The following is a 13,255-nucleotide window of genomic DNA, read 5'->3' on the forward strand; positions in this document are numbered from 1 at the left end:
TAGCTACTGGCTCCCGGGCGCATCGCCGAAGTCGCGGATGGGCAGGCGTGCGCCGTCCTTCAGTGCCGATTCATGCGCCACAATTCCGGGGAGCGTGAAGCGCGCCGCCACCCAGGCGTTGACCGGCGGGAGCATGCCGGCATTGACGGCGGTGACAAAATCATCAACGAGGAACTGGTGGCTGCCCTCGTGCCCGTTGGGCGCGCCCAGGAACTCTTCCGGCAGCCTGCCGCGGTCATGCACCGGCGCCAGCCCGGAGATGAAGGCGTCACGTAGTTCGGGGGCAACGTCCGCCAGGGAGGGATCATCCGCCGAAATGCTGGGCTTGGTCTCCATCTGTTCGGAGACATCGTGGATATCCTTCTTGTCCTGCCACACGGTGACGTTGGCCAGTTGCTCGAAGCTCGCGTCCGTGCCGAAAAAGCGGAAACGGGATTCACGGATGTGTGAGGGGTAACCCACCCGGCGCATCTCGTTGGTGCGCATCACACCGCCGTCGTTCAGCTCAAAAAGCGCTGAGGCGTTGGAGAAGTCGTTGCCGAACATGCTGATGTCCTTGTCGAACACGCCGTCGTTGCGGTCGTCCTTGACGCCGACACAACTGACGCTCACGGCATGTGCCGGCACCGCACCGAGGACCCCGCCGATGGCATGGGTGGGGTACAGCATGGGCGGGTAGCTGGCCGTCGCTTTCCAGTCCTCGCCTCCGCTGTACTGGTAGGCGTCGTAGAAGCCCAGGTCCATGTCGTGGACGTAGTCACCCTCGCTGTAGAAGATCCGGCCGAATCTGCCGGCTGCATGCTGGTTCCGGGCATAGACGGTGGCCGGATTGTAGTAGCTGGTCTCCCCCATGGCGTAAACCAGGCCGGTTTCCTTCACCGCTTCGATGATGCGCTGGATCTCCTCTTCGGAGACGGCCATCGGCACGGCCGAGTACACGTGTTTGCCGGCGCGCAGCGCCTGCTCCACGAGGGGCCCATGAGTCCAGCGCTGCGTGAAGATGGCCACGGCATCGACGTCGGATGCCAGCAGCTCCTCGAAACTCGCCTTGGTGCCGTCCAGCGCCCAGCGCTCCTGCGCCGCCGCGGCACGTTCGGGGCGCTCGTCCACGACGTAGACCTCGCTGACACCGGGGTGGAGCTTGAAGAGGTGGGCGAAATGGCCGCCGAACTGGCCGACGCCGACGACTCCGATTGAAAACGTCATTGTTTACCTTTCTGGGGCTGCCCGATCCGAGACGGCCGGCAGCTGCTTAGTAGCCCACATGGGCTTCAGAAGAGTCTTTCACTGGAATCTACACGAGTCAACAACTTTCAAATGACCCGTATAAAGTCTCAACAATTAAAAGCAAAACAGGCTTGCATGCAAATATCTACTCGTGTAGATTCAATCTCAGTTGTTATCCACATCACATTCAGGAGGGTCGAAGATGACCACCATCACCAAGCTTCCGGATCCAACGGCCGGCAGGGCCGGGCAGCCTGCCCCCGCCAGGAAAAACAGGCGCCGCAGCGGAGACCTGAGGATCGCGCTTTTCTTCATTTTCCCGGCCATGATCGGGTTCGTTGCCTTTTTCCTGATTCCCACCATCCGGGGCGTCTACCTCAGCTTCACCGAATACAGCATCCTGGGGGAACCGGAGTGGATCGGGGTCAAGAACTACACCTCGATCCTCGGCGATGAGCTGTTCTGGAACGCCATGACCGTGACCGTCCAGTATGTGGCCCTGAACATCGGGTTCCAGACCGTCATCGCGCTCGGCCTGGCCCTGCTGATGCACCGCGTCGCCAAGTCGACGTTCATCCGCGGCGCCCTGCTGCTCCCCTTCCTCGTGGCCAATGTGATCGTGGCCCTGCTCTGGTTCTGGATGCTCGATTACCAGCTGGGCATCGTCAACGAGGTCATCAACTGGTTGGGGCTGCCGCGCATCGCCTTCTTCGGCAGCGAGCAGTGGGCCATCCCCACCATCGCGTTCGTCAACGTCTGGCGCCATATGGGCTACACAGCCCTGCTGATCTTCGCCGGCCTGCAGGCCATCCCCAACCATGTCTACGAAGTTGCCTCCCTGGACGGCGCCTCACCGGCACGCACCTTCTGGAGCATCACCATGCCGCTGCTCCGGCCGGTGCTGGTACTGGTGCTGGTGGTCACCGTGATCGGCTCCTTCCAGGTGTTCGACACCGTGGCGGTGACCACCGGCGGCGGCCCCATCAATGCCTCCCGGGTCATCCAGATGTACATCTATCAAAAAGCCTTCACCGAATCGGACTTCGGCTACGCCTCGGCGCTGTCCGTCATCCTCTTTGTCATCCTCGCCCTGGTGGCCTTCATCCAGATGAAGTTCCTCAAGGGCAACGAATCGGATCTGGACTAAGGAACCCGCCATGACCACTTCCACCAATCCCCGTCCCGGCGCCGGTCCACGCGGCTCCACATCACCCAGCGGCCGCCCCACGGACGCCGGTTCCCGCAACTCCGGTGCCCACAGCGCCGGCGACGGCGGCACCTCCGCCGCTTCCGCCGTCGTACGGCCCAGAAAGCCCGTCAAGTGGGGCCGGATCGGAGCCTGGACGCTGGTCGCCGTCGCCCTGATCGTCACGCTTGCCCCGTTCCTGTGGATGCTCAGGACAGCACTGTCCAGCAACCATTCGCTGGCGGCCAACGCCGGCAGCCTGCTGCCCGCGGACTTCAGCTGGGGCGCCTTCAAGCGGGTCCTGGGGCTGCAAAGCCCGGAGGAAGCGATCGCCGAGGGCGGCTCGGGCGCGGCCATCAACTTCTGGCTCTACCTGCGCAACTCCATCATTGTGTCCACGCTGGTGACGGCCGGCCAGGTCTTCTTCAGCGCCATGGCCGCGTATGCCTTCTCCCGGCTCCGCTGGCCCGGGCGGGACAAAGTGTTCGCCCTGTTCCTGGCAACCATGATGGTCCCGCCCATCTTCACGGCGCTGCCCAACTTCCTGATGATCAAAAACCTGGGCCTGCTGAACACCTACGCCGGCATCATCCTTCCGTTCCTCTTCATGACCCCGTTCGCCATCTTCTTCCTGCGGCAGTTCTTCCTGAGCATGTCCCGCGAAGTGGAGGAAGCGGCCATGCTGGACGGCGCCAAACACGTCCGGATCTTCTTCCAGATCGTGATGCCCAACGCCGCCGCACCGCTGGCCACGCTGGCCCTGCTGACGTTCATCGGCACGTGGAACGAATACTTCTGGCCGCTGCTGGTGGGCCAGGACGAAAGCGTCCGGGTGCTCACCGTGGGCCTGGGCGTCTTCAAGTCCCAGTCACCGCAGGGCGCGCCGGACTGGAGCGGACTGATGGCAGCAACCCTGGTGGCGGCCCTCCCCGTCCTCCTCCTGTTTATCGCCTTCGGCAAGAAGGTGGTCAACTCCATCGGCTTCTCCGGCATCAAATAGCTCTTCCCGCTCGTACTATCCTCCCCGCAAGAAATCACGAAAGGTCCATCATGAAGAAAACCATCGGCGCCGTCGCTGCCGCCGCAGCCATCGCCCTGTCCCTGTCAGCCTGTGGCGGCGCAGCCCCCTCCACCGAGGCCAAGGGCGAGATCAACTACTGGCTGTGGGACGCCAACCAGCTCCCCGCCTACCAGAAGTGCGCTGACGATTTCACCAAGGCCAACCCGGACATCAAGGTCAAGATCACCCAGCGCGGCTGGGACGACTACTGGACCACCCTGAGCAACGGATTCGTCGCCGGAACTGCGCCTGACGTGTTCACGGACCACCTCGCCAAGTACCCCGAATACGCCGACAAGAAGCAGCTGCTCTCCCTCGACGATGCCGTCAAGAAGGACGGCGTGAACCTGGACATCTACAACAAAGGCCTGGCGGACCTCTGGGTGGCCGAGGACGGCAAACGATATGGCCTGCCCAAGGACTGGGACACCGTGGCCATGTTCTACAACAAGAAATTTGTCGCGGCCGCCGGTTACACCGAGGACCAGCTGAAGAACCTGGACTGGAACCCCGCCGACGGCGGCAGCTACGAAAAGGCGATCGCCCACCTGACTGTGGACAAGAACGGCAAGCGCGGTGACGAGGCCGGCTTCGACAAGAACAATGTGGCCGTCTACGGACTGGGCCTGGAATCCTCCGGCTCCGGCCAGGGCCAGACCCAGTGGAGCTTCCTCAGCGCCACCACCGGTTGGACCCACACGGACAAGAACCCGTGGGGCAAGCAGTTCAACTACGACGACCCCAAGTTCCAGGAGACCATCGCCTGGTGGGCCGGACTCGTGGAAAAGGGGTATATGCCCAAACTGGAAACCACCGTGGGCGCCAGTGTGAGTGACACCTTCGGAGCCGGCAAGGCAGCCATCAACACCAGCGGCTCGTGGATGACCGGCCAGTACACCAGCTACAAGGGCGTGGAAACAGGGATTGCCCCCACCCCCAAGGGACCGGACGGCAAGCGTGCCAGCATGTTCAACGGGCTGGCGGACTCCATCTGGGCCGGCACCAAGAACCCGGCGGCCTCGGTCAAATGGGTTGAGTACCTCGCCTCCGCCGCCTGCCAGGACGTTGTAGCCGGCAAGGCAGTGGTCTTCCCGGCCATCACCACTTCCTCCGAGCTCGCGGCAAAGGCCTTCGCAGCCAAGGGCACCGACGTCAGCGCCTTCACCACGCATGTTGCGGACGGCACCACGTTCCTCTTCCCAATCGCAGACAAAGCAGCCAAGATTGACGGCATCATGAAGCCGGCCATGGATGCGGTCCTATCAGGCAAGAAACCTGCCAGCTCGCTCACGGACGCCAACAACCAGGTCAACGCGCTGTTCAAGTAACGCTGTTCAAGTAACCCTGCGAAGCAGACCAACCCGTTTGCGGGGCCCGCGCTGCGCTCCCGGATCCACCCGGGAGCACGGAGCGGGCCCCGCATTCACGCACCCGACACATCCACACACCCTATGACCACCGAAAGTGAACCACCATGATCCCCCTGCACCTCCGTTCCGCCGGCACCAGCCTGCTGATCAGCTTCGACAGCGGAGAGGCAGAGGTCATCCATTGGGGCGCAGACCTTGGCGGCATCCTGCCGGATCTGGCCATTCTCGGTGGTCCCGTCCCGCACTCCGCCATCGACGCAACCGTTCCGGCCGGGCTCCTCCCCCAGGCCTCCTCCAGCTGGCGCGGGCGCCCCGCGCTCAGGGGGCATAGGATCGTCGACGGCGTGGCCGGCTTTGACTTTTCCGTCCGCCTCCGCGCCGTGAGCGCCACCGCTGACGGGGCCACCGCCGTCGTGATTCAGTCGGATGCGGATGCCGGCATCACCGTTGAGTCCACCCTGAAACTGCACGACGGCGGCCTGCTGGAAATGCGGCACGCCGTCACCAATACGGGGTCCACTCCCTTCCAGCTTGATGAACTCGCGACGGTTCTGCCGGTGGCGCCGGAGGCCACGGAACTCCTGGACCTGACCGGCCGCTGGTGCCGGGAACGCCACCCGCAGCGCCGCGAGATCCAGCAGGGCACCTGGGTCCGGACCGGCCGCCACGGGCGCACCGGGCACGATTCCTCACTGCTTCTGGTTGCCGGGACAGCCGGTTTCGGCAACCGGCACGGCAAGGTGTGGGCCACGCACCTTGCCTGGAGCGGGAACCACGAGCAGTTCGCGGACAGCATCGCGGACGGCCGGACCCTGATAGGCGGCTCAGAACTGCTGGGACCGGCCGAGGTGATCCTCCCGCCCGGTGGCAGCTTCACCACACCTGCCCTCTTCGCCGCCTACTCGGACCGAGGCCTGGACGGGATCAGCGAGGCGTTTTACAGCTGGTTCCGCGCCCGCCCGCATCATGTGCTGCACGCCGCATCCAGCGGGCTCCCGGCCGGCAAGCCGCGCCCGGTGGTGCTCAACACGTGGGAGGCGGTGTACTTCGACCACAACCTGGGCACCTTGATCGAGTTGGCGGACTCCGCCTCCGATCTCGGGGTGGAGCGCTTTGTGCTCGACGACGGCTGGTTCCGCGGACGCCGCGACGACCACGCCGGGCTGGGCGACTGGTATGTGGACGAAACCCTCTGGCCGGAGGGGCTCACTCCCCTCATCGAGGCGGTCAACTCCCGCGGCATGGAGTTCGGGCTCTGGGTGGAGCCGGAAATGGTCAATCTGGATTCCGACGTGGCGCGGGCGCATCCGGACTGGATCGCGGGACCGGCCGCGGCCTCCCACAAAGACGGCGGCCGGCTGCCGCTGGAATGGCGCAACCAGCACATCATCGACCTGGTGAATCCGGAGGCATGGCAGTACATCTTTGACCGGATCTCCGCCCTGCTGAGTGGGAACACCATCAGTTACCTCAAGTGGGACCAGAACCGGGATCTGACCGAGCACGGCCACGCGGGCCGTTCCTCGGTGCACGAGCAGACCCTTGCGGCGTACCGGCTGTTCGACGAGCTGAAGAAGGCGCACCCGGGCGTGGAGATTGAAAGCTGCTCATCCGGCGGTGCCCGCGTGGATCTTGGCATCCTGGAGCGGACGGACCGGATCTGGGCCTCGGACTGCAACGATGCCCTGGAGCGGCAGGCCATCCAGCGCTGGACCGGGCTGGTTGTCCCGCCGGAACTGGTGGGCGGGCACATCGGCCCCACCACTTCACACACCACGGCCCGCACCCACGATCTGTCCTTCCGCGCCATCACGGCCCTGTTCGGCCACTTCGGCATGGAATGGGACGTGCGCGGGGTCCAGGGAGCGGAGCGTGCGGAACTCAAGCGCTTCATCGGCCTGTACAAGGAACACCGCGGGCTCATCCACACCGGCCGGATGGTCCGCGCCGACGTCTCCGATGACTCGATGATGCTGCATGGTGTGGTTGCCACGGAATCTGCTGTGGGGTCCCCCGTGGCTGCCGGCCAGACGGCGGCGCTGTTCGCCCTGGTGAGCACCAGGACCGGGTTTGCCGAGCAGCCCGGCCGCATCAGCATTCCCGGCCTGGAACCCGAGCGGAGCTACCGGGTGGAAGCCATCTTCCCGGCCCCCGGCGACGCCGACTATGCGCACACGTTCACGCAGGTACAGCCGCCGGCCTGGCTGGCATCCGGGGCTGAGGCCAGCGGAAGGTTCCTGGCGGAGGTGGGCCTGCCCATGCCCATCCTCAACCCGGAGCACGCTGTGTTGCTGAAGTTCACCGCAATCTAGCGCCGCATCGCTTCAAACACCGTTGCAGGGGCCTGCCCTGCGTCCCTCCTAGTCCGTAAAGAAACGCACAGCAGGCCCCGCAACGCTTCCCAGGACCCTGACTCCGGAGCCCCGCTTAGGGAACCCTGTTCACCAGGTTGATCGCTGCCGGATGATTCATGAGCCAGGCCAACACAGTTGCCGGCACCGGATGGTTGGCCGGCACGCCCGGTTCCGGCCAGTCGTGCTTGCGCAGGGTCATTTCAAGCTGGCTGGCGACGACCGCCGGGGGCGCCCACTCGCCGCCGAGCCCCATGCGCCCGAGAGGGAGCTCCCCGGCAGCCGCTCCTTTCTCAGCCAGGGCGCGGCTAGGCTCCCGTGTGCGCGAACCTCACCGTGGCGATCTGGAACGGACGCAGCTTTATGCTGATTTTGTGCCCGGTGTCGCTGCCTGCCACCATGGCGTTGTGGTCGATGGCCCGCTCCAGGAGGTCGGTCTCATTCACTGCGGAGTAGCTGAAGCCGGGCGTAATCGCCGCTTTCGCCTTGGCGCCGGCCGATTCGTAGAACCGGACAACCACATCTCCCGAGCCGTCATCGGCGAGCTTGAGCGCGGTGACCACCACTGCGTCATTGTCGATGGTGACGAGCGGCTGCACTTCCTTGCTTCCGGGGACGATCCGCTCCGGAAGATTCAGCTGGTAGCCGGACCGGACGGCGTCGAGCACCTGCGCTCCCGGAACGAGCGCGTACCGCACTGTGTGCATTCCCTGATCCGTGGTGGGGTCCGGGAAGCGCGGTGCGCGCAGGACGGACAGGCGCACCGTGGTGGTGGTGCCGCCGTTCTCCCCTGAGCTGCGGGTTATGTCGTGGCCGTAAGTCGAGTCATTCGCCACAGCTACGCCATATCCCGGTTCCCCTACGTGGACCCAGCGGTGGGCACAGATTTCGAACTTGGCGGCATCCCACGACGTGTTGCTGTGAGTGGGCCTGTATACGTGGCCATACTGGATTTCCGACGCCGAACGGTCGGCGTGGATGTCCAGCGGGAAGGCCAGCTTGAGGAACTTCTCGGTTTCATGCCAATCCACGGTGAGCTCCGTGTCGATCTGGGATGCGCCGTCCGCCAGCCGGACGATCTGTTCCGCCTTGGACGAGCCAAACGACCTGCGGATGCGGATGGCGTCCGGGCCGTGCAGTTCGATCGAGTCGACGCCGGTGATGTCCACAACGGTGTTCCGGTAGAAGGACTCGACGTCCCAGGCATCCCACAGGTTAGGGAAGTCCGGGTGCATCTGCAACAGATTGCCGCACTGGCCGAAGGCCAGGACTTCACGTTTCTTCGTCAGGTCATAGACGCTCGTGAACAGGCCCTGTTTGTTGATGCGGACACGGAGCTTTCCGTTCTCCAGCTCCCAGCCGTCGGCTGCCGCTGCCGCCGTCGTGACCGGATCCGCTGCTTGGACGGGGGCCGCCGCGAAGGAGGAAACGCCCGAACGGGAATGCGGCGCCGAGTTAAAGACCATAGTGGAAGCTGAGTACGGATCACCGGCGAGTGCCTGCTGGGCTGAGCCGATGATGGAGTTCAGTTCCGTGGCGACAGCTTCGTAGGTCTCCACTGACTCGCGGTGCACCCAGGCGATGGAAGTGCCCGGCAGGATGTCATGGAACTGCAGCAGCAGGACCTTCTTCCAGATCCGGTCCAGGGCCTCGTAGGGGTACTCAAGACCCGTCCGGATGCTGGCCGTTGCTGCCCAAAGCTCGGCCTCGTAAAGGAGGTGCTCGCTGCGGCGGTTGCCCTGCTTGTTCTTGGCCTGGGACGTGTACGTGGCGCGGTGGTACTCGAGGTAGAGTTCGCCGGACCACACTGGTGGATTCTTGTATTCGTCCTGGGCGCCTTGGAAGAACTCGGCGGGGCTTTCCATGACCACGCGGGGGGATCCCTCGAGGTTCTTGTTGCGCTCAGTGCGTGCCAGCATTTCGCGGGTGGGTCCCCCACCGCCGTCGCCCCAGCCAAACGGGGCCAGCGATCTGGTGGCCGACCCTTTCTCCTGGAAGTTGCGGGCCGCGTGTGTCAGTTCCCGGCCGGACAGATCGGAGTTGTACGTGTCGATTGGAGGGAAGTGCGTGAAGACCTGGGTGCCGTCAATGCCTTCCCAGTTAAACGTGTGGTGGGGAAACTTGTTGACCGTGTTCCAGGAGATTTTCTGTGTCAGGAACCATTTCGATGCCGAGAGCTTGACCAGCTGAGGCAACGCAGCAGAGTAGCCGAATGAGTCCGGCAGCCAGACTTCCTGCGTTTCAACGCCGAATTCCTCCAGGAAAAATCGTTTACCGTGGACGAACTGGCGTGCAAGGGCTTCGCTGCCGGGCATGTTGGTATCCGACTCCACCCACATTCCGCCCACCGGGATGAACTGGCCCGACGCCGCGTGTTCCTTTACCCGGGCGTAGACGTCGGGGCGCTGCTCTTTGAGCCAGGCCAGCTGCTGTGCCTGGGACATGGCGAACTTGAAATCAGGGTGGCTGTCCATCAGGTTGACCACATTTGCCGCGGTCCGGGCAACCTTGCGCACGGTCTCGCGCAACGGCCAGAGCCAGGCCGAGTCGATGTGTGCGTGGCCGATAGCCGTCAGCCGATGGGAGCTGGCAACCGCAGGGCTCCCCAACACCTCTTTGAGCTGCCCGCGGGCGGCCAGGACAGTGGAATGGATGTCCTGCAAGTCGATGGCGTCCAGCGACGACTCCACTGCCCGCAGGATCTCGAATTTCCTCGGGTCACCCACGGCGAGTTCTGTGCTGAGTTCCCCCAGCGTCTGGAGGTCCTGGCACAGCTCCCACAGTTCCGTGTCGAAGATGCTGATGTCCGCGCGGGACAGCCGGTACAGCGGTGTGTTCCCGGCCGAGGCCTTCTCGCCAAGTGTGGTGGGACGGAAACCGTCGGGGCCGAGGACCATGGGGTTGGCTGCCGCCTCAACGTAGACCTCGAATTTTCCGTCGGGGGCTGTGTTGTCGTCCACCGGGATCCACTGGTTCCGTGGATTGAGGCCCTTGACGACGTTGCCGTCGGGCAAGTAGACGAGCCCTTCCGCGTGGAATCCGGGGCTTTCTTCGCCGAAACCGATGTTGAAAACGACTTCGAGATCCATCCCGGCCGGCCGTTCCGGCAGGTCAGCGGTGAGGTGGAACCAGCTGGTGCCCCAGGCCGGTCCCCAAAGCTCGCCGACGTTGGCAGATTCGTAGCTCTGGGCGAACGCAGTCTGTGGCGACACCGGTTCACCGGCCCCTCCTTCCACGTGCCAGACCTCAATGTCGAGCTGAACGGCGGGAGTGTGGATTACGTCCTGCAGTCTTTCGGACAGGACGCGCGCCAAGCGGTCTTCAATAAGTTTACGGTCATCGTGCATGGGTCAGACTCCGATCAGTCGGTGCGTACGTGTCATTGGGATTGCGCGTGAAGTGATGAAACCGGGGATCCAGCGCTAGCTGAGCATCCCTGCAGGCAGTGGTGCTCCGACTGCGCCGATAGACAGGACCTCGCTGATGCCCCGTGCGCCAAGGTGCTCGCTGTCCCGCGCTTTTGAGGCGAGAACCACTGTTGGCCGCGCGCCCGTCATGGCCAAGGACATCCAGGCGTCAAAGAACCGCCCGCCGGGGGCGCATTGCGAACGTCCCGGTGCTTGCTTTTCGTCTCCGACATCCAGCACAAGAGCCGTTGATCGCGGCTGTGCCGGCATGCCGGGGCGCACCTTGTACCCCTGGGCGAACTCGGACACGGCCACGCCCTGGGGCTTGAGAGTCTGGCCCGAGGTGAGCAGGCCGAGGGTGTACTCAAGTTCCGGGAAATCCGCCAGGGAACGGTCGACGTCATGCGAGGACCACCAGGTGACACCCCACAGGTTCTGACAATCCAGAGCGTATTCGAGGGTTCGTCTGGAGAACTCGGCGGCGTCTGAGGAGTGCACGTGCGGGCTCGGCGCCCCGACCTCCTGAAGCCATATAGGCAGGTACGGATCGGTGGACCAACCCCGGGCGACCTCGATCAGGTACTCAGCAAGGCGGAAACTCTGTTCGCTCATGCCCCCATACAGCTGGGCAGTGTTGTTGAAGATCCAGGAGTGGACAGTTGGCATGGATCCGTGGCGCTCTGCCATGCCGGGCCTGAATCCGTGACTCCCGTCGAAGAAGGCGGCGTCGTACTCGGAATGGTGGTGCCAGGCATTCGGTGCCCCGGCAGCACACGCCGCGAGCATCGTCTCCAGCCAAAGGTCGGCCTGCTCCGGCGTGACACCGCTCTGTTCTGGATGCTGGGCAGAGCTGAACTGGCTGAACTCATTGCCCAAGCTCATCCCCAGGAAGTTGGGACGGTCGGACAGCGAGGACGCCATCGCAGTCAGGTAGGCTGCCTGTCCTTCGATGATCCGGGCATCCGTCATGAGGTTTTGCTGATGCCACGTCTGGGTCCAGGCCGGCAGGAAGTCGAAGCTGGACAGGTGCCCCTGAAGGCCGTCCACGGAAACATCCAGCCCGCGGTCCGCCGCGACGTCCACAAGACTAACCAGATCCTGCAGCGAGCGGCCGCGGATCAGAGTTCTGTTCGGTTGAAAATGGGGCCACAGCGCAAACACCCGGATGTGGTCCATTCCCATCCCAGCGATCGCGTCGAGATCCCGTTTCACGAGGTCCAGATCGAAATCCAGCCAATGGTGGAACCACCCACAGGATGGCGTGTAATTTACCCCGAACCTTGTCTGTTGATGACTCATATACCCTGCTTCGCTTACTAAACCGACTCGTCATGGGGCCAGGCCATCCATGCATCGGGGGACTTTGGTCCGCGTATCAACCCCAAGCTAATGCGCTCCAGTGGATGGTCCGCCCGCCTAGCTAAGACAATACAGACGACTTCTGCCGTTGCCTAGAGTTTTACTAATCCGGTTTAGTAAAATTAGCAATGTCTCGCCGACATCGCACGCGAAGAGGGTATTTCAGGCCTCGGTGGACCTGGCCCGGGCCCACAGGGGCGGTGCCGTACTGGAGCGGACCGCCAGGACAGGCGTCGGCAGCTGAAGGCTTTCGACGGTTTCCGGATCGGCAATGGCCCTCAGCAGCGCTTTGGACACCTCGTGTCCAAATTCGAAGGTGTCACGGGTCAGCGCCGTAATGGATGGATTGGTCAGCTTGGTCAGGACGGAATCGTCGAAGGAAACGATCGAAAGTTCCCGTGGAACGCTGATGTTCATTTCCATCGCGATGCCAAGGCCAGCCAGAGCCATCACGTCGTTGTCGTAGATGATGGCAGACGGCCGCTCAGGCCGGGAAAGCAACTGCCGGGTCGCCGCCGCGCCCGCTGCGTCGCTGAAGTCAGTCGGCAAGGATTCAACGCCGGCAAGACTCAATCGTGCCGCGGAATCCGCCAGCGCCCGGATCCGGCGCTGGGTATGCTGGAAGGTTGGGAGGCCGCAGATATGCCCGATCCTCCGGTGACCGATGGCTGCCAGATAATCAACCACTGACAGCATTGCCGCACGATCGTCCACCCAGACACTGGACAGAAGCCCGTGTTCACCGGGCCCCCCGACCACCACTGCCGGCATGGACAGTTCCTCCAGGACAGGGATCCGGAGATCATTTTCCTGCAGGTCAATGAGGATTACGCCGTCGACCCGGTGCTCATTCCACCACCGGCGATACGTTGCAATCTCAGCTTCCGAATCCTCGACGATCTGCATCTGCAGTGCGACTCCGGCCGTCGACAGGCCTGCCTGAATGCCCGAGATAAGCATTGAAAAGAAGGGCTCGACACTCAATGTCTTAGCCGGACGCGCAATTACTAAACCGGTCACATCTGAGCGGGAACCGCTTAGGGCACGCGCGGCGCTGTGCGGCGACCAGTTCATGTCGGAAGCGACTTTGAGGATGCGGGCACGAGTTGCATCACTGACCCCGGGGCGCCCGTTGAGCGCAAAGGAAACAGCGCCGCGGGAGACTCCGGCTCGCGCCGCAATGTCTTCGATCCTCAGCCTGGATTTAGCCATTTTTGCGCTCCTTTTGCTGCTTGCGTGCCACCCTCCAGAAGCGAAACAGAGGACTGCGCGCCTGAAATCGCCCAAACCAGGAG

9 protein-coding genes are annotated in these 13,255 nt (G+C 63.6%); 4 read left to right on the forward strand and 5 right to left on the reverse strand.

Annotated features, from left to right (window positions below):
* Window positions 1–3: 3 nt before the first annotated feature.
* The gene (locus V3C33_15370) at window positions 4–1,206 is read right to left on the reverse strand and encodes a Gfo/Idh/MocA family oxidoreductase (protein XAS66840.1); all 1,203 of its coding nucleotides are present in this window, start codon (window positions 1,204–1,206) and stop codon (window positions 4–6) included.
* Between the two features lie 223 nt (window positions 1,207–1,429).
* Here V3C33_15370 and V3C33_15375 point away from each other — a divergent pair, with 223 nt between their 5' ends.
* The 4 genes from V3C33_15375 (at window position 1,430) to V3C33_15390 (ending at window position 7,155) form a co-directional block, all read left to right on the forward strand.
* Window positions 1,430–2,374: a sugar ABC transporter permease gene (locus V3C33_15375; GenBank protein XAS66841.1), complete on the forward strand. Its 945-nt coding sequence runs from the start codon at window positions 1,430–1,432 to the stop codon at window positions 2,372–2,374.
* A 10-nt stretch (window positions 2,375–2,384) separates the two neighbouring features.
* Window positions 2,385–3,413, forward strand: a complete 1,029-nt coding sequence (locus V3C33_15380; protein XAS66842.1) for a carbohydrate ABC transporter permease — start codon at window positions 2,385–2,387, stop codon at window positions 3,411–3,413.
* A gap of 50 nt (window positions 3,414–3,463) precedes the next feature.
* Window positions 3,464–4,801 carry a sugar ABC transporter substrate-binding protein gene (locus V3C33_15385; GenBank protein XAS66843.1) on the forward strand — a complete coding sequence of 446 codons (1,338 nt, stop codon included), beginning with the start codon at window positions 3,464–3,466 and terminating at the stop codon, window positions 4,799–4,801.
* 146 nt (window positions 4,802–4,947) lie between these two features.
* Window positions 4,948–7,155, forward strand: a complete 2,208-nt coding sequence (locus V3C33_15390; GenBank protein XAS66844.1) for an alpha-galactosidase — start codon at window positions 4,948–4,950, stop codon at window positions 7,153–7,155.
* Window positions 7,156–7,270: 115 nt separating this feature from the next.
* On the opposite strand, the gene V3C33_15395 is transcribed toward V3C33_15390, so the two are convergent.
* From V3C33_15395 to V3C33_15410, 4 genes are all read right to left on the reverse strand, one after another.
* Window positions 7,271–7,450, reverse strand: a complete 180-nt coding sequence (locus tag V3C33_15395) for a hypothetical protein (GenBank protein XAS66845.1) — start codon at window positions 7,448–7,450, stop codon at window positions 7,271–7,273.
* A 52-nt stretch (window positions 7,451–7,502) separates the two neighbouring features.
* Window positions 7,503–10,541: a glycoside hydrolase family 38 C-terminal domain-containing protein gene (locus V3C33_15400; GenBank protein ID XAS66846.1), complete on the reverse strand. Its 3,039-nt coding sequence runs from the start codon at window positions 10,539–10,541 to the stop codon at window positions 7,503–7,505.
* Window positions 10,542–10,616: 75 nt separating this feature from the next.
* Window positions 10,617–11,900 (reverse strand): glycosyl hydrolase, encoded by a 1,284-nt coding sequence (locus tag V3C33_15405; protein XAS66847.1) that lies wholly within the window; start codon window positions 11,898–11,900, stop codon window positions 10,617–10,619.
* A 222-nt stretch (window positions 11,901–12,122) separates the two neighbouring features.
* Complete coding sequence (locus tag V3C33_15410; protein XAS66848.1) at window positions 12,123–13,172, reverse strand: LacI family DNA-binding transcriptional regulator; 1,050 nt, start codon at window positions 13,170–13,172, stop codon at window positions 12,123–12,125.
* Between the last annotated feature and the right edge of the window lie 83 nt (window positions 13,173–13,255).

It is taken from the genome of Micrococcaceae bacterium Sec5.7 (assembly GCA_039636785.1).
In the GTDB taxonomy this organism is placed as follows: Bacteria; Actinomycetota; Actinomycetes; order Actinomycetales; family Micrococcaceae; genus Arthrobacter.

Coding starts and splice junctions, on each gene's coding strand:
- V3C33_15370 (XAS66840.1), bottom strand. CDS start 1,206: ATGACGTTTTCAATCGGAGTCGTCGGCGTCGGCCAGTTCGGCGGCCAT.
- V3C33_15375 (XAS66841.1), top strand. CDS start 1,430: ATGACCACCATCACCAAGCTTCCGGATCCAACGGCCGGCAGGGCCGGG.
- V3C33_15380 (XAS66842.1), top strand. CDS start 2,385: ATGACCACTTCCACCAATCCCCGTCCCGGCGCCGGTCCACGCGGCTCC.
- V3C33_15385 (XAS66843.1), top strand. CDS start 3,464: ATGAAGAAAACCATCGGCGCCGTCGCTGCCGCCGCAGCCATCGCCCTG.
- V3C33_15390 (XAS66844.1), top strand. CDS start 4,948: ATGATCCCCCTGCACCTCCGTTCCGCCGGCACCAGCCTGCTGATCAGC.
- V3C33_15395 (XAS66845.1), bottom strand. CDS start 7,450: ATGGGGCTCGGCGGCGAGTGGGCGCCCCCGGCGGTCGTCGCCAGCCAG.
- V3C33_15400 (XAS66846.1), bottom strand. CDS start 10,541: ATGCACGATGACCGTAAACTTATTGAAGACCGCTTGGCGCGCGTCCTG.
- V3C33_15405 (XAS66847.1), bottom strand. CDS start 11,900: ATGAGTCATCAACAGACAAGGTTCGGGGTAAATTACACGCCATCCTGT.
- V3C33_15410 (XAS66848.1), bottom strand. CDS start 13,172: ATGGCTAAATCCAGGCTGAGGATCGAAGACATTGCGGCGCGAGCCGGA.